Genomic DNA, 15,447 nt, shown 5'->3' on the forward strand with positions numbered 1-15,447 from the left:
GCGGTCCCGGACCATGATCATGCGCGCTTCGGCCCGGCCCATGAGTCCGACGCCGCATCCCGACAGGGGGCGGCCAGCCAGAAGGGCCGCATCCAACGGCTCCAGACGCGCACGCGACGGACTCAATGCCTGCCCCGAGACGGCCGAGACGAGCGCCTCAAGCAGGGTCAGGCGAACCGCGGGCACAATCCGGGCCCAGGCGGCGCAATCGATCTCGGCGGCGCCCCAGTCCTTGAGGACGAGGCATGTCCGGGCCGCAAGCCAGGCCGATTGCCGTTCGGCCCGCTGAATCGGCCCCAAGGCATCCGCCAAGGCGGCGATCCGGTGAGGCGAGAATCCGGCCTCACCCAAAACCATCAGACGGTCCCGCATGCGAATGCGGGCATAGTGACGGTCAGCATTCGACGGATCTTCAACCCAGGGCGCACCACGCCGGACCAGAACATCACGCAGGTCCGCCCGGCTCACATCGAGACAGGGACGAAGCAGAACCAGGTCACGGCCCTCGGGCCAGGCCGGGGATGGTGCCTGACACGACATGCCGGTCGCGCTGCGCCAACTGCCGCCGGCGGCAAGCCGCAGGGCGACCGTCTCGGCCTGATCATCGCGGGTATGGGCCATCAGCAATACCGGCAGGTCATGCTGCCGGCAGGCGCGGGCCAGCAAGACGTGCCGGGCGGCGCGGGCGCGGGCCTGCAATCCATGTCCGGGCCGGGCCGTGTCCCAGTGCAGGACGTCACACTCCCAGCCGAGACGGCGCGCTACCGAGGCCACGAGTTCGGCCTCCGCGCGGCTCTCTTCGCGCAGACGGTGATCGACTGTCAGGACATGCAGGCTACGACCGTTTTGCCAGGCCCAGTCGGAGGCGAGGAAAAGCAGGGCAAGGCTGTCGCCGCCGCCGGAACAAGCAATGCCAATCCGCCCGTCTCCGGCCAGTTCATCCAGCGCGGCGAAGACCGTATCGGCGGGCGCGAGCAAAGCCTGTCAGCAGTTGGCGCGTACCGACTCCCGCGCGGCCCGCGCCTGCGAGGCGGGAGCAGCATTGGGGAATTGGCGGCCAAAGCGAGCCAGGGTGGAACACGCATCTTCGGTCCGCCCCATCCCGTGCAGGGAGGCCGCCAGGCGCACAAGGGCGTCCGGCGCCTTCTCGCCCTCGGGCTGCTGGCGCAGCGAGGCGATATAGGCATCGGCAGCCCGTGTGAAATCGCTGCGCACATAGAATGTCTCGCCAAGCCAGTAATAGGCCTGCGATGTCAGGCCATGATCGGGATTGTCCGCGACAAAGCGCTCGAACCCGTCCTGGGCGCCGATGAAATCGCCGTCGAGAAGCCGCGCGCGGGCGGCTTCATACGTCGCCGCCGGATCTGGCGGCGCGGCTCCGCCGCCATTGCCCGACGCCGGAGCGCCACCAAGAACGCCCGTAGCGGCGGCCCGGGCTTCGCCATGTGGGTCATTGGGGTCGATGACGGCAAGTTCAGCGCCATTCGCGGTCTCGGCCCCGTTCTGCAGGACAGTTTCACCGTCCGGGCCAAGGCCTTCATTCATCCAGGCGACAGCAGGATCATCAGGCGTCGGTGCGACCGGGCGGCGCGCCGCTTCCATCTCGCTTTGCAGGGTTTCGACTTGCTGACGGAGCTGCCGGTTCTCGAAATTCAATCGCTCGGCCTCACCGGTCAGGGACTGGACCTGGTATTCCAGCTCGTCCATGCGCCGGATCAGGGCTTCAGCCACCGGGTCACCCGCCATGAATTCGGATTCCAGTTCGCCGATGCGAACCTCCGTCGCATCAATCCGTTCCGCCAGCTCGCGGCGGGACTGGGCGTCGGCGGGAGTCGCGGCAATCAGCGCAACAGAGAGGGCGGAGAAACAAAGATATCTGATCATGAGTACGCACCTAGCGAACGAGGACGGCAAAATTGCGGCGTTCGGACCGCGAATGGAAAACGCCCGCGACACAGGTGTCACGGGCGTTCCCTGTCACAAACTGCAACAGCTTAGTTGGTGTAGCCGCCGACCAGCGTCGTGGTCGAGTTGCGGTTGACCGCCCAGCAGGTTTCCGACGACTGCGTACAGGTCGGGCGTTCCTTGCCGTAGGAGGTGGTCGAAATCCGCGACGGATCGACACCCTGGCTGATCAGATAGGTCCTGGCCGCATTGGCGCGACGGGCGCCGAGAGCCAGATTGTATTCGCGTGTGCCACGCTCGTCACAATTGCCGGCGACGAGGATGCGGGCACCCGGATAGGAAGCCAGCCATGCGGCCTGACGGCGAAGCGTCATGCGGGCTTCGTCGGACAGATCGCTGCGATCAAGACCGAAGAAGACGCGATCGCCGGCGGCTTCAACGAAATGTTCCGTCGAACCCAGCTGATAGCCCGGTCCGGTATCGACCGGACCGGTATCATCCGGCTCGACAATCGGATCCGGATCACGCATCGGCGGCGTGTCATCGACCGGCGGTGTCGACGCACAAGCGGTCGCAAACGCCCCAAGCGCCGCAATGGCAAAAAGTTTGATTTTCATAATGTTACACCCTCATCCAGCCCAAGCGCCAAGGCCTGTGGCTTACTCCCAATCACGCGAAACGTGATGTTGTACCGATGGCGACCCCCCCAATGGCGCCGCATACCGGTCAAAACGTTACGCAGAAATCGTCTACTCAATCAAGGGCGACCATGCCGGGTCGGACGCCATTCCGCCCGTCGCCAACCGCCGCAGATTGAAACCTGCAAGGTCAACACTCCAGATTTCATACCGGGTACCATTGCTGCGCGCTTCCCCGCGCGTGAACAGCAGGACGCGGCCATTCGGTGACCAGGCCGGGGTGTCGACGAAATAGCCCTCATACAGAATTCGCTCGATGCCGGACCCGTCCGCGCGGACCACGCCGAGCAGGAATTGACCACCCACCTGTTTGGTGAAGGCGATCAGATCGCCGCGGGGCGACCAGACCGGCGTGGTATAGCGGCCAGACCCGAATGTGATGCGTTGCACATCGCTGCCATCGCGGTTCATCACATAAAGCTGGGACCCGCCACCGCGCGCCGAGGAAAACACGATGCGCTCGCCATCAGGGGCGAAGGACGGCTCGACATCATCAGCCGGGTGCTGGGTCAGGCGCTGCAGATTGCGCGTCTGCAGGTCGAAGAGGTGGATGTCATGGCCTGACCGAGTCTCGATGGAGACAGCCAGCTCGGATCCGTCCGGCGAGAAACGCGCGGACAGGCTTTGACCGTCCGGGTCGACCTGACTGGCCGCACCCGCTCCGCCAGAGGCGAAGAGCGCTTCCTGGCGACCGGTTTCGAGATTGTAGAGATAGGTCGTCGCCTGGCCGTCGAGGAAGGAGACATAGGTGATCTCCTGGGCGCTGGGCGAGTAATTCGGCAGCAGGGCCATGTAGGAGCGATCGGTGAGGAAGGACGGATTGGCGCCATCCTGGTCCATCAGCGCCAGCTGGCGGATGGGCTCACCCTCGATCCCGCGGCCTTCCGAGACATAGACGATGCGGGTGTTGAAATAGCCGGTCTCGCCGGTCAGTCGCTCATAGACGGCATCGGCCAGGCGATGCGCCACCCGGCGCCAGTTTTCCGGCGCGGTGCGGTATTGCAGACCGAGCAGCTGCTCTTCAAGGCGCGTGTCCCACAAGCGGAAGCCGACAACCAGACGGCCATCTTCCTGGATGGTGACACTGCCGACCAGAAGCGCATCGGCATTGATGACCCGCCAATCGGAAAAGCGCGGACGCAGGTCGATATTGGCAATGTCCTCGATAAAGGCATCCTGATCGACCGGCGTGAAGAGGCCGGAACTCGCCAGATCATTGGCAACCACACGGGTGATATCGGCCCCGCGCCGCAGCGCCTCGTTAGAGGCGCCGACGAAATCGGGGACCGCGATCGGCATGGGATCAAGATTGCCCTGGGTCACATCGACCCGCAGCGGTTCCTGGGCGTCGGAGGCAGCGGACCAGCCAATCAGGGCGAGCAGCGCAGCGAACAGGACAAGAATTCGGGTCATGGGACAGGGTCTCCGGGACGAATGTGACTAGCCACCGTATAAGGACGGCGAGAAATTGACCTCAATTTGACGCCATTGAGAATAGGCTTCCGGCGGCAGCGGATAAGGCTGGCATTGGACGGCCGCCCGCAGGGCCCGTTCACCGGCCACACGCAGATAGGGATTGGGCGAGTTGAGCACGCGCGATTGATCCGTGAGACGCGGCGGGCCAGTCAGCTCGCCATTGCGGTCCAGATCCAGAACCAGCTGGACCGCCAGCTCATCCGGCTCGGGCGCATCCAGCGACGCACGCCAGCAGCGGGCCAGATGCGAACGCAGCATGACCTGGAGCGTCGCGGTCATTTCCTCACCATTGCCGACCGCATTGCGACGCGCGCCGTCATCGGCGGTCTGCGGATCACGGTTTTCGGCAATGCTGCGGGACAAGTCCCCGAGAATATCATCAAGCGACGGCTCAGCCGGTTCCGGATCCCGGCGACGCTCGGGTGGTGGCGCGGGGTCAGCTTCCACCGGTTCAGGTTCAGGTTCCGGGTCTTCGTCGACCGGCTCCGGATCCGGCTCGGCGGGCGTTTCGGGCTCTGTGTCGATGATTTCCGGCTCGGCCTCGACCGGATCGGGCTCAGGTGCCGGCGCGTCTACCGGCTCGGCGATAACATCGTCGATCGTCTCTTCCGGCACCTCGTCCTCGACCGGCTCTGGGTCGGGACGGGCAGCGCGGATATTCGTGGTGTCTGCGAGCGTGACCAGCTCGACCGGCACAATGGGCGCGCTCTCCAGCACGTGCGACATGCGGGGCAGATAGATGAACCCGCCGGCGATGATGCCGACATGCACAAAAAGGGAGAGAACAAGACCACGCACCAGATTGCCGCCGCTACCGCTCGACCGGGTCCGTCACCAGGCCCAGATTGGAGAAGCCCGCCGCATTGATATTGGCCATGACACGCGCAACATCGCCATAGGCGGCGCCGTCATCAGCCCGGATATAGATGCGCGCATCAAAACCGGTCCCGGCAATCGCCCGCAGGCGCGGGACCAGCTCGGCGATCTCGACTTCGGTCTCCTGCAGAAAGATCACGCCGTCGGCATTTACCGTCACGGTAAGCGGTTCTTCGCCAGCCGGCAGATTGCGCGCCTCGGTTTCCGGCAGATTGACCGGTACGCCCACGGTGAGCAGGGGCGCGGTGATCATGAAGACGATAAGCAGGACCAGCATTACATCCACGAAAGGCGTGACATTGATCTCGGCCTTGGGCTTCCAGCGGGCGCGGCCGCGACGGGAACCGCCACTATCGAGCGAAACGGCCATCGGATTACAGTCCGTCCCGGTCGGCCAGGGCCGACAACTCATCAACGAAACCGTCAAGGCGCGAGCCGTATTTGGCGAGATTGGCGGACAGGGCGTTGAAGAAGATCACCGCCGGGATCGCAGCGAGCAAGCCCAAAGCGGTTGCGAACAGCGCTTCGGCGATACCCGGCGCGACCACGGCAAGATTGGTATCCTGGGAGGCAGCGATGGAGCGGAAGGCATTCATGATGCCCCAGACCGTCCCGAACAGGCCGACGAAGGGCGCGGCCGAGGCGATCGTGGCGAGAATGCCGAGGCCGCCTTCGGAACTTGTCATCTGGCGGCCGGCTTCCGCGCCTGCCGCCTTGGAGACACGCCCGCCGGCATTGTCGCCCTTCCATTCACGCAGACCCGCCGCGAAGACGCGCGAAAAAGGCTCGCGCGGGTTCTTGGCAAACTGGTCAGCCAGCGCGTCGATTGAGCGGCCGGCCCAGAATTCGCGCTCGAACAGCTTGGCCTTGGCATGCAGGCCACGCATTTGCAGCGCCTTGTCGATGGCAATTGCCCACGACCAGACCGACATGAAGGCGAGAATGCCCATCACACCCTTCACCACCCAGTCGGCGCGCATGAACAATGAATAGAAGGAGAATCCTTCCACCACTTGTGCGACCTCGACGACAGAAGACTCCATAACGCTCACCCTTGCGCTTCGACCCGGTGTCCACACCGGTCCGATACCGTGTTCCACAATCCGTACATCACCATGCAGACTCCATGCCTGCCATGACGCGCTCCGCCCGGAACGGATCCTTGCCTACCGAATACGGCAAATTTCAGGAGGTGATAACCGCAAATACTGCGCGCTCACGCATCATCGTTGTGTGCAACCGAATGAGGCGCGACTTCTTCGACAACGTCCCAGTGCTCGACGATGCGTCCATCTTCGAGACGCAGGAGGTCGCAAGCGCGGTAGGTCGCCCCATCCATGTCGAAACAGGAGAAAACCGCAACATAGACCCCCTCGCCCACCACATCATCGACGCCATGATAGCTCAGCCCCGGCCTTGGCCGGCGGCGTGCGGCAAACGCATCATAACCGTCGGCGCGACACAAGGTGTCAGCGGAGTGCGAGACGAACCGGCCGCGATCAATGAAGGCGTCACGATGCTCGGAGCCGCCGCCCTCGATGACCAAATCGATATAGGCGCGCACCTGCGCCTTGTTCAGCGAGGCCTCGTCTTCCAGACGCGAGTCCGACTCCGCGGCCGTCGACGCGGCGTTGTGGGTACCATTCGGCGTGAAGCGCGCCGATACCTGCCGCTTGACTGTCATCAGGCCGGCCGCGTCACGACGCACCAGGCTCATGGTCACCCAGACATCGCTGCCATCGGCCGCTTCATGCACCGAATGCATGAAGACATCCGCGCCATCATGCAGCACACGCGCAACGCTGAATCCGAAATTGGGCGGCGGGTCCGGCTGCCGCGGTGAGCCGGTTCCTGCTTGTCCGGGAGTTTTAAAGTAGTCAGCCAAACACATCCCCTGTTCTTTCAGGGGTAGCGATCCCATAGATTACACACAAGTCATCTTCGACCCGAATGCGGATTATGTATGCAAATGCGAATTATTCCGAAACAGTGGTCAAGACGAAATCCTGCCACTGCTTTTGCATCCATTCAGGCGGCCGCTTCGCACGCCCGGCCCCGTCAATACATACCGCTTGCACAGATGCGGTGGCGATCGTCTCGCCATCACGGGTCAAGGCCTGGTCCATCATCAATCGGGCGCCGGCCTGCGGCTTGAAACGGGTTTCCACAACCAGAACATCATCGACCCGGGCCGCGCGGATGAACTCAATCCCCATGCGGCGCACCGCAAAGGCCAGCGGCGGCTCCATCGCTGCCAACTCGGAGTGATGAATTCCGCAGGCCCGCAGGCTTTCGGTCCGGCCCCTCTCGAAGAAGTGCAGGTAGCGCGCGTGATAAACGACGCCCGAGAAGTCGGTATCCTCATAATACACGCGAACCGGCAGGCGATGCGCCTTGTCGGCACCGAACTGACCGCTGGCGGGCTGAAGGTGTTCACTCATTTCCCGAACAATCCCCCCGGGCTGGCATTGCCGGATTGCGGTGGCGTCAGTCCGAGATGGTCCCAGGCGCGCGCCGCGGCAAGGCGACCACGCGGCGTGCGCTGAATGAAGCCCTGCTGGATCAGGAAAGGCTCGACCACGTCTTCCAGCGCGTCCCTGGCTTCGGCGAGCGCCGCGGCCAGGGTTTCCACACCGACCGGACCGCCACCGAAACTTTCGACCAGCGCCTTGAGGTAGCGACGATCCAGACTGTCCAGCCCGATCTCGTCGACTTCAAGGCGCTTGAGCGCGCGATCAGCCACCACATCGGTGATTTGCTCCGCATTTTCAGCCTCGGCGAAATCCCGGACCCGCCGCAAGAGGCGGCCGGCGACCCGCGGCGTACCGCGCGCCCGACGGGCAATTTCACGGGCGCCATCCGGCGTTGCCTCAATACCGAATTTTGACGCCGCGCGCGTCACGATGAAACCAAGCTCGGCCTCGTCATAGAATTCCAGACGGACCGGAACACCGAAACGGTCCCGCAGGGGGGTCGCCAGCAAGCCGGCCCGCGTGGTGGCACCGACGAGGGTGAAGGGCGGCAATTCGATCCGGACTGTCCGCGCTGACGGTCCCTCGCCGATCACCAGATCAAGGCAATAATCCTCCATCGCCGGATAGAGAATTTCCTCGACAGCCGGTGCCAGACGATGAATTTCATCAATGAAGAGAACGTCGCGCGGCTCAAGATTGGTCAGAATGGCGGCGAGATCTCCGGCCTTGGCGATAACCGGGCCCGATGTAGCCCGAAACCCGACGCCCATCTCCCGCGCCACGATCTGGGCCAGCGTCGTCTTGCCGAGCCCGGGTGGGCCGGACAGGAGCACATGATCAAGGGCTTCTTCACGTCGACGCGCCGCCTCGACAAAGACTTTGAGATTGCCGATGGCGGCTTTCTGGCCAACGAAGTCGGAGAAAGAGAGCGGCCTCAGGGCACGATCACGCCCGTCACCGGGCTGCATGTCCTGGTCGATGAGGCGGTCTTCGCCGGTCTGGTCAGGCGCGTCAGTCATGATCACCGGGACTTATCGTGATCCGCTCGCCCGCGTCCATCCGGCGGCTCGCAGCGAGATGATCCAGCGGCTGGTCTCCGAGGAAAGTCATGGTGCCAATTCCTTGAGCGAAAGACGAATGACATCGCCCAGGGGCGTTTCATCGCCACGGTCCCTCAGGATGGTGGCAACGGCCTGCCGCGCGGCGCTTTCATTGTATCCCAGATTGATCAGGGCAGAGACGGCATCTTCCCGCGCCGCGCTTGCGCCGCCGCCTGGCGCCTGGTCCGGTGCCGACGCGTCGTCCTGTGTCCCGTGCACGGGCAGGCCGATCGAGAAGCTTCGCCCGGTTGGCGGCGCCTTGTCCTTGAGTTCGGTGGTGATCCGCGCTGCCAGCTTCGGTCCGACGCCTTTTGCCCGGGCGAACGTCGATTTGTCGCCGAGGGCAGCCGCATTGGCGATCTCGCTGACCGGCACGGTGTCCAGGATGGCAAAGGCGGCTTTCGCACCGACGCCCTGAATATTCTGCAGGTGAACGAACCAGGCGCGCTCGATATCATCGATAAAGCCAAACAGTCTGAACGCATCCTCGCGGACATGGGTTTCGATCTGCAGGACGATATCCTGGCCCGGCTCAAGCCGCGCCAATGTGCGGGCGCCGGCGCCGACCAGATATCCGACCCCGTTCACATCGAGCACGAGCTCGTCCGCCCCGAGTGCCTCGACCCGGCCCTTCAACATCCCGATCATGCGGCACTCCCTATTCCCGATGCCCGTCTGTGGTGGGCGTGACAAATGGCAATGGCAAGGGCGTCGGCAGCGTCGGCCGTCGCCTTTGTACCGGGGAGAAGAATTCCGACCATAGCCGCAACCTGGGCCTTGTCCGCCGCGCCGGTTCCCACCACTGATTTCTTGACGAGGCGCGCAGCATATTCGGCCACGGGCAAGCCGGCCTGCGCCGGGGCGAGCAGTGCAGCGGCCCGGGCATGGCCGAGCTTCAAGGCCGAGGCAGCATTGGCGGCCATGAAAGCATCCTCGATCGCAGCCTCGTCGGGCTGATACGCGCGAACGAGATCACTGACGCCGTTGAAGATATGAGACAGCCGCTCGCTGAGCGGTGCGCTGGTAGAGGGGGTTATCACGCCATGGGCCACAGCCTTGAGGCTTGAGCCCTCGACAGTCACCACACCCCATCCCATTCGACGCAGGCCCGGGTCAATTCCCAGAATTCGCACGGATATCGCCATTCGCCCCTCCTGCTTGCCGCTACTTAACACCAGCGGAGCACGCGGAACAAGACGAGAACGACACACGCCCGCCTCAGACACCATGCGGGTCACGTTCTGCGACTAAGTCTCATGCGCGGCGAATACAGGATGCAAACTATTCTCATCCTCATTTTAATTGCAAATCATTATCGTGAATACTTTTATCCAGTTGACTTCATTGCTTAAATTTTCTTGAACTTTCAATTGCCCACACGAAGGGCTCTGCTTAGACTTTCAATGAAATCAAGTGGAACGCCCTTGGCGCTCCGGACTGTGTTGCTGGAGATTTTCGACATGGCCAAAAAAGGCAAAATCAGTCGCCGCTCATTCCTGACCCGCGTTGCGGGTGGAACAGTAGCGACTGGCGCCATCGCCACTGTTGCCGGTGCTGCGGTCGTTCAACGCTATGCAGACGCGGACCCGAGCGACGCCGTCGCCCGGACCGGCATCACCGACAATGATCCGAGTGACGACGCCAACCACGGGACCAGCCGTACCGGACGCACTGACAATGACAGTGGCGCCTGCGCCGACCAGGCCAGCTATGGCCGGGGCAATAGCGGTTTCACCGATGGTGACAGCTCAGGCTGCATCGACCCGCCTGCGCGTGGTCGCGGACCGAGCCGCTAGACTACTGCACGACGGCGTCTCCAAGCGCCGTGGTCAGATCTTAATCGTGAGGGATACGGGGGTAGTTCTTGGGGGATTGCCCGACACGACAACGAGGTAGTTACATGGCCAAAAAGGGCAAACTCAGCCGTCGCTCGTTTCTGACGCGCGTCGCTGGAACCGCCATCGCCTCCGGCGCAGCCGGGACGATTACAGGCGCATCACTCGCTCAGAACCACACCGGGCGAACCGATTCCGATAGCGGCAGTTACGCCGACCGTGCTGGCTACGGGCGCACGGGCGCAACGGATTCGGACTCCGGATCCAATGCAGACCGTGTCGGTTACGGCCGCGGCAGCACCGGTGTGACGGATAGCGATACCGGTGCCTATGCCGACCCGGGCGGAAATGGCCGCGGACGCACAGGCGTGACGGACAGTGATACGGGCGCTTATGCCGACCCGGCCGGAAATGGCCGCGGGCGTCGCAGCTCAGGCATCACTGACAGCGACACCGGCGCCTATGCGGACCCGGTCGGCAATGGACGCGGTCGCTCCGGCATCACGGACAGCGATTCCGGTTCCTACGCTGATCCGGCCGGCAATGGCCGTGGTCGACGGTCCTGCACGGACAGCGATACGGGATCCTACGCCGATCCGGTCGGCCGCGGTGATCGCTGCCGCTGAGTTTTGCCAGGTCGGCCGACGCGGTCGGTACCGATCTCGCTTATGGAGGCTTGAATGGCCAAACGAGGAAAGCTTTCCCGTCGTTCCTTCCTGACCCGCGTTGCCGGGGCAGCCGTGGTAACAGGCGCTGCGGGAACCGTCGCGGGTTGCGCGACAACCGGCTATACCGACAGTGATACCGGGCGCTACGCCGATCCTGCCGGCGGAGGTCGTGGCGGTTATGGCACGACCGGCGCCACTGACAGCGATACGGGCCGCTACGCGGATCCGGTTGGCAACGGTCGCGGCGGCGGTGTGACAGATGCCGATTCCGGTAGCTATGCCGATCCGGTTGGCGGCGGGCGCGGTGGTGGCGTCACGGATGCCGATAGCGGCAATTATGCAGATCCGGCAGGTCGCGGACGCGGGAGTTCCGGCGTCACCGACAGTGATACAGGCGCCTATGCCGATCCCGTCGGACGAGGACGCGGTGGCGGCAGCCGAGGCGTCACCGACAGCGACAGCGGTCGTTATGCTGACCCGGTTGGAGGCGGCCGTGGCGGTCGCTCCTGTACCGATAGCGACACCGGCTCCTATGCCGACCCTGTCGGCGGAGGCCGACGCTGCTGACATGATGTTTGACCTGATCAACCCCCGCGCTTCAGCGCGGGGGTTTTTCATGTGTGGCCGGAGCGCGACCATCCGCGCAGGCGACAAGGCATCCGCAACTGGCTAGTCTTTTCAAGGACTCGAAGGGGGAGACACACCACATGACTGCACCGCTCTGGCTGACCGATCCGTTTCGCGCGATGATCGATCCGATCGATCGCGAGGCCTTTTTTCGGGACTACCACGAGAAAAAGCCGCTGATCGTCCACCGTGAGGATCCGGGGCGTTATGCCGGTCTGCTCTCCATCGCCCGTATTGACGACATCATTTCCAGCATTGACCTGCGGGACGGCTCGCTGGACATGGCCCGTTCGGAACCGCCGGTCCGCCGTGAGGACTACATGTTCGACACCGGCTATGTGGACCGGGGCGGCGTCGCCAACCAGTATCGTCAGGGTGCGACGGTCATCCTCCCCCAATTGCACATGACGGACGCGGTTCTCGGGGAATTCTGCCGTGCGGTCGAATCCATCCTGAGCTGCCACGTCCAGACCAATATCTATCTGACCCCGCCGGACAATCAGGGCTTCAACACCCATTACGACGACCACGACGTCTTCGTCCTCCAGATTGAGGGCGAGAAGCTCTGGCGCTTCTATGAAACGCCCGTCGAAAACCCCTATCGCGGCGAAGGCTTCAGCCCTGAAGCCCACCAGGCCGGTGAACCGGTCGCCGAATTCGTCCTCAAGGCCGGGGAGTGCATCTATGTCCCGCGCGGGCTGATGCATGACGCACAGACCCATGGTGATACGGCTTCCCTGCACATCACGCTGGGATTGATCGTAAAGACCTGGGCCGACCTGATGCTTGAAGCCGTGTCGGAAGTCGCACTGCGCACACCGGCCATGCGGCACTCGCTTCCGCCCGGCTTTGCCCAGCCTGAATACGACCGCAGCCAGGCCGCCGAACAATTCAAGGGACTGGCCGACACGCTGGTTCAGGAAATGAGCCTCGACGGTGCCATGGACTTCTTCGTCGACAGCTTCATCCGCTCGCGCGTGCCCAATACCCGCGGCACGATCAGTGGCTATACCGCGCCAGCGCGTCCCGGCCAGGCCTTCCGCTTGCGCGCCTTTGTGCCATGGCGTTTTGCCGGCGACGGCGATGAGAATGTCATCATCACCGCTGGCGGCGAGGTTCGTTTCCCGGCCGAAGCAGAAACCGGTCTTCACAAATTGCTCGATGGCGGTGAGGTCACGGCGGCAAGCTTCGAGGGCCAGGAAGAAGCCGCCGCAATCGAGACGCTCGGAAAACTGCACGCATACGGGCTGACAATACCGGTCTGATCCAGGCTCGGGCCCCAGCGACAGGTTATAATTCAAAACCGGGCGACACCTTGAACTGTCGAAGCTTAGAACTCTACATGCGCCTCCCTGAAGCGGCCCGGCACGTCCGGGCCGCATATTGTGTGCAGGTTGGCATGTATTTCCGCTTCGGCGCCATAATCCTGGGTTCGCTCGTTGTCTATGCGACGCTCTGGCTGATGTGGCCATCTCCGATCAATGCCGTCTATTGGGATGAGCCCGAACCCCCGGCCCTGACCGGTGTACTGGCGCCACGCCCCGCCCTGAACGACGCCCAGCTGACCCGGCTGGGCACGGCCGGCGCCGCAAGCGGCTTCATCGTATCCGACGATTCTACCATCTATTACGGCACGGCCACCGGCGAGGTCCGCCGCCGGTCAGCATCGGGCGAGGATGTCTCGCTCGCCGATCTCGGCGATGTGCCTGTCACCGGGATCGACCGGATCGATGACACCACCCTCGGCGTCACGACGCCGAATGGTCTGTTCGACCTGAACCTCGTGACCGGCGAGGCGAACCGGGTCAGTGCCGGCGTCCCCGGTTATCCCTTCGGCTTCGCCAATGATCTGGCCGTCGCGCCCGATGGGCAAATCTACTTCACCGATGCATCGACCCTGATCCAACATGAGAGACACGCAGAGCGCCATCATATCAACATGCTGGAGAACCGGCCGCATGGCGCGCTCTACGTCTGGGATCCGCGCACCCACCGCACCCGGCTGGTCGCCGACCGCCTCTACTATCCCAATGGACTCGCCGTCGCGTCCGATCAGCAATCCATCTACATCGCCGAGACGTTCCGCTTTCGCGTCCTGCGCCACTGGATCGACGGGCCACAGGCGGGCACTACCGATGTTTTCGCCAATAATCTCCCGGGATTTCCGGAAGGGCTGGACACGGATGGCGATGGACATGTTTTCATCGCCATGTCGGCGCGCCGCAGCGAGTCACTCCGGACAATTCGCAAAAACCCCTGGCTGGCCCAGATCATCGCGCGACTGCCGCGGTGGCTGCGCCCGCCAACGAGCCGGCCCACCCCTTTCATCGCGGTCCTGAACGAGACAAGCGGCGACGTCATTGCCACGCTGGACGATACGGGGCGACATATTTGCCAGATTTCCAACCTGACAATTACGGCCAACCAGGATCTCTGGTTTGGCTCGACGGATTGCGATTACGTGTCCCAGCTGCCCCAGGCAGCCGTGCAAGCAAGCCTTTACGGCCCGTCCACACGCGCCGTGGTGGAGACTGATTGAGTCCCAGCCAACCGGCTGATCAGCCCAGCAGTGTTTCCGCGCAATCGACAATGCCGGCAGCCGTGATGCCGAAATGCTCATAGAGCGCCTCGGCCGGCGCGCTGGCGCCGAACCCGCTCATGCCCACGAAACCACCCTTGCGGCCAATCACCTGATCCCAGCCAAACCGCAGCGCGGCTTCACAGGCAACCACCGGTATTCCCGCAGGAAAGAGGCTGTCGACATAGGCTGGATCCTGCTCGAGCAGAAGGTCCAGGCAGGGTGCGGAAACCACGCGAACAGAGCGCCCCTTGGCACGCAGCGCGGTCGCAGCTTCGACCGCCAGGCTGAGCTCCGAGCCGGTCGCCACAAGCACGACATCGGGCGTGCCCTCGGCATCGGACAAGATGTAGCCACCGCGGGCCGAGCGGTTCTCGCTGCCATCATCCTCGCGCAGGAAAGGCAGTTTCTGTCGCGACAGAGCCAATACGGACGGTCCGTCTATACGGCGCAGGGCCAGATCCCAGGCTTCGGCCGTCTCCAGGGCATCCGCCGGGCGAAAAACCTGCATGTTCGGCATGGCGCGCAACGACGCCAAAGTCTCAACCGGCTGGTGCGTCGGACCGTCTTCCCCCAGACCGATCGAGTCGTGGGTCATGACGTAGACGACTGGCTGATGCATCAGCGAGGACAGTCGCATGGATGGGCGACAATAGTCGGCGAAGACCAGGAAGGTCGCGACATGCGGCCGGAACCCGCCATGCAGCGCCATACCATTGGCACAGGCCGCCATGCCATGCTCGCGCACGCCAAAATGGATGTATTGGCCGGCATAATCACCCGCTTTGACGACGCCGACATCCGGCGTCTTGGTGAGATTGGAACCGGCGAGATCGGCGGAGCCGCCGGCCAGGCTTGGCCAGTCCCCGATGATCGCGGCCAGGGTCTGGCCAGACGCGGCGCGGGTGGCGAGAACCGGCTTGTCCTCAGCGACCTTGCGGCGCCAGCCGTCGAGCGCAGCCAGCTCGGCCTCGCCCGGTTCGCCGGAAATCTGTGCCACGAAATCATCCGCCTTGTCGGATCCGGCGAGCCGGTCCTGCCAGGCCTGGTGCGCGTCGGCAGACCCGGTGGCGGCCCAGGCATCACGAATATCCGCAGGAATTTCAAACGGCGCGGAGTCCCATCCCAGTGCGGCCCGTGTGCCGGCGATTTCCTCATCACCCAAGGGCGCACCATGGCTGCCAGCGGTGCCGGCCTTTGTCGGAGCGCC

General features: G+C 63.7%; 18 protein-coding genes. 5 read left to right on the forward strand and 13 right to left on the reverse strand.

Features of this window, described 5'->3' with window-relative positions:
- The 12 genes from tilS to ruvC all read right to left on the reverse strand — a co-directional run.
- A partial coding sequence (tilS, locus tag QZ266_RS12660) for a tRNA lysidine(34) synthetase TilS (protein ID WP_295695713.1) occupies nucleotides 1–978 on the reverse strand: 978 nt, incomplete at its 3' end.
- 6 nt (nucleotides 979–984) lie between these two features.
- Nucleotides 985–1,884 carry a tol-pal system protein YbgF gene (gene ybgF, locus QZ266_RS12665; protein WP_295695715.1) on the reverse strand — a complete coding sequence of 300 codons (900 nt, stop codon included), beginning with the start codon at nucleotides 1,882–1,884 and terminating at the stop codon, nucleotides 985–987.
- A 110-nt stretch (nucleotides 1,885–1,994) separates the two neighbouring features.
- The gene (gene pal, locus QZ266_RS12670; RefSeq protein ID WP_295695716.1) at nucleotides 1,995–2,522 is read right to left on the reverse strand and encodes a peptidoglycan-associated lipoprotein Pal; all 528 of its coding nucleotides are present in this window, start codon (nucleotides 2,520–2,522) and stop codon (nucleotides 1,995–1,997) included.
- A 132-nt stretch (nucleotides 2,523–2,654) separates the two neighbouring features.
- Nucleotides 2,655–4,016 (reverse strand): Tol-Pal system beta propeller repeat protein TolB, encoded by a 1,362-nt coding sequence (gene tolB / locus QZ266_RS12675; RefSeq protein WP_295695718.1) that lies wholly within the window; start codon nucleotides 4,014–4,016, stop codon nucleotides 2,655–2,657.
- 27 nt (nucleotides 4,017–4,043) lie between these two features.
- Complete coding sequence (locus tag QZ266_RS12680; protein ID WP_295695720.1) at nucleotides 4,044–4,877, reverse strand: hypothetical protein; 834 nt, start codon at nucleotides 4,875–4,877, stop codon at nucleotides 4,044–4,046.
- A gap of 13 nt (nucleotides 4,878–4,890) precedes the next feature.
- A complete protein-coding gene (locus QZ266_RS12685; RefSeq protein ID WP_295695722.1) occupies nucleotides 4,891–5,325 on the reverse strand; it encodes a biopolymer transporter ExbD in 435 nt (144 codons plus the stop codon).
- Between the two features lie 4 nt (nucleotides 5,326–5,329).
- Nucleotides 5,330–5,998, reverse strand: a complete 669-nt coding sequence (tolQ, locus tag QZ266_RS12690; protein ID WP_295695724.1) for a protein TolQ — start codon at nucleotides 5,996–5,998, stop codon at nucleotides 5,330–5,332.
- 173 nt (nucleotides 5,999–6,171) lie between these two features.
- Entirely contained in the window at nucleotides 6,172–6,840 is a 669-nt protein-coding gene (locus QZ266_RS12695) for a hypothetical protein (protein WP_295695725.1), read from the reverse strand.
- 91 nt (nucleotides 6,841–6,931) lie between these two features.
- Nucleotides 6,932–7,396, reverse strand: a complete 465-nt coding sequence (ybgC, locus tag QZ266_RS12700; RefSeq protein WP_295695727.1) for a tol-pal system-associated acyl-CoA thioesterase — start codon at nucleotides 7,394–7,396, stop codon at nucleotides 6,932–6,934.
- Nucleotides 7,393–8,448: a Holliday junction branch migration DNA helicase RuvB gene (gene ruvB, locus QZ266_RS12705; protein WP_295695729.1), complete on the reverse strand. Its 1,056-nt coding sequence runs from the start codon at nucleotides 8,446–8,448 to the stop codon at nucleotides 7,393–7,395. The genes ybgC and ruvB overlap by 4 nt, the downstream gene beginning before the upstream one ends.
- A gap of 87 nt (nucleotides 8,449–8,535) precedes the next feature.
- Complete coding sequence (ruvA, locus tag QZ266_RS12710; protein WP_295695731.1) at nucleotides 8,536–9,177, reverse strand: Holliday junction branch migration protein RuvA; 642 nt, start codon at nucleotides 9,175–9,177, stop codon at nucleotides 8,536–8,538.
- Nucleotides 9,174–9,674: a crossover junction endodeoxyribonuclease RuvC gene (gene ruvC / locus QZ266_RS12715; RefSeq protein WP_295695733.1), complete on the reverse strand. Its 501-nt coding sequence runs from the start codon at nucleotides 9,672–9,674 to the stop codon at nucleotides 9,174–9,176. Before ruvC ends, ruvA begins: the two co-directional genes overlap by 4 nt.
- A gap of 315 nt (nucleotides 9,675–9,989) precedes the next feature.
- Here ruvC and QZ266_RS12720 point away from each other — a divergent pair, with 315 nt between their 5' ends.
- The 5 genes from QZ266_RS12720 to QZ266_RS12740 all read left to right on the forward strand — a co-directional run bounded on the left by QZ266_RS12720 (nucleotide 9,990) and on the right by QZ266_RS12740 (nucleotide 14,198).
- On the forward strand, nucleotides 9,990–10,325 hold the full coding sequence (locus QZ266_RS12720) for a hypothetical protein (protein WP_295695735.1): 336 nt from the start codon (nucleotides 9,990–9,992) through the stop codon (nucleotides 10,323–10,325).
- Between the two features lie 104 nt (nucleotides 10,326–10,429).
- The gene (locus tag QZ266_RS12725; RefSeq protein WP_295695737.1) at nucleotides 10,430–10,990 is read left to right on the forward strand and encodes a hypothetical protein; all 561 of its coding nucleotides are present in this window, start codon (nucleotides 10,430–10,432) and stop codon (nucleotides 10,988–10,990) included.
- 54 nt (nucleotides 10,991–11,044) lie between these two features.
- Nucleotides 11,045–11,599 (forward strand): hypothetical protein, encoded by a 555-nt coding sequence (locus QZ266_RS12730; RefSeq protein WP_295695739.1) that lies wholly within the window; start codon nucleotides 11,045–11,047, stop codon nucleotides 11,597–11,599.
- 140 nt (nucleotides 11,600–11,739) lie between these two features.
- Nucleotides 11,740–12,924, forward strand: a complete 1,185-nt coding sequence (locus tag QZ266_RS12735) for a cupin domain-containing protein (protein WP_295695741.1) — start codon at nucleotides 11,740–11,742, stop codon at nucleotides 12,922–12,924.
- Between the two features lie 134 nt (nucleotides 12,925–13,058).
- Nucleotides 13,059–14,198 carry an SMP-30/gluconolactonase/LRE family protein gene (locus QZ266_RS12740; RefSeq protein ID WP_295695743.1) on the forward strand — a complete coding sequence of 380 codons (1,140 nt, stop codon included), beginning with the start codon at nucleotides 13,059–13,061 and terminating at the stop codon, nucleotides 14,196–14,198.
- Between the two features lie 19 nt (nucleotides 14,199–14,217).
- On the opposite strand, the gene QZ266_RS12745 is transcribed toward QZ266_RS12740, so the two are convergent.
- Nucleotides 14,218–15,447 (reverse strand): transketolase C-terminal domain-containing protein (locus QZ266_RS12745; RefSeq protein WP_295695745.1); only part of this gene is annotated, 1,230 nt, incomplete at its 5' end.

The sequence above is a fragment of the uncultured Maricaulis sp. genome (assembly GCF_905480005.1).
In the GTDB taxonomy this organism is placed as follows: domain Bacteria; phylum Pseudomonadota; class Alphaproteobacteria; order Caulobacterales; family Maricaulaceae; genus Maricaulis.

Coding starts and splice junctions, on each gene's coding strand:
- QZ266_RS12735 (WP_295695741.1), top strand. CDS start 11,740: ATGACTGCACCGCTCTGGCTGACCGATCCGTTTCGCGCGATGATCGAT.
- ruvA (WP_295695731.1), bottom strand. CDS start 9,177: ATGATCGGGATGTTGAAGGGCCGGGTCGAGGCACTCGGGGCGGACGAG.
- tolB (WP_295695718.1), bottom strand. CDS start 4,016: ATGACCCGAATTCTTGTCCTGTTCGCTGCGCTGCTCGCCCTGATTGGC.
- QZ266_RS12685 (WP_295695722.1), bottom strand. CDS start 5,325: ATGGCCGTTTCGCTCGATAGTGGCGGTTCCCGTCGCGGCCGCGCCCGC.
- QZ266_RS12740 (WP_295695743.1), top strand. CDS start 13,059: ATGTATTTCCGCTTCGGCGCCATAATCCTGGGTTCGCTCGTTGTCTAT.
- ruvB (WP_295695729.1), bottom strand. CDS start 8,448: ATGACTGACGCGCCTGACCAGACCGGCGAAGACCGCCTCATCGACCAG.
- ybgF (WP_295695715.1), bottom strand. CDS start 1,884: ATGATCAGATATCTTTGTTTCTCCGCCCTCTCTGTTGCGCTGATTGCC.
- QZ266_RS12730 (WP_295695739.1), top strand. CDS start 11,045: ATGGCCAAACGAGGAAAGCTTTCCCGTCGTTCCTTCCTGACCCGCGTT.
- ybgC (WP_295695727.1), bottom strand. CDS start 7,396: ATGAGTGAACACCTTCAGCCCGCCAGCGGTCAGTTCGGTGCCGACAAG.
- ruvC (WP_295695733.1), bottom strand. CDS start 9,674: ATGGCGATATCCGTGCGAATTCTGGGAATTGACCCGGGCCTGCGTCGA.
- tolQ (WP_295695724.1), bottom strand. CDS start 5,998: ATGGAGTCTTCTGTCGTCGAGGTCGCACAAGTGGTGGAAGGATTCTCC.
- pal (WP_295695716.1), bottom strand. CDS start 2,522: ATGAAAATCAAACTTTTTGCCATTGCGGCGCTTGGGGCGTTTGCGACC.
- QZ266_RS12720 (WP_295695735.1), top strand. CDS start 9,990: ATGGCCAAAAAAGGCAAAATCAGTCGCCGCTCATTCCTGACCCGCGTT.
- QZ266_RS12725 (WP_295695737.1), top strand. CDS start 10,430: ATGGCCAAAAAGGGCAAACTCAGCCGTCGCTCGTTTCTGACGCGCGTC.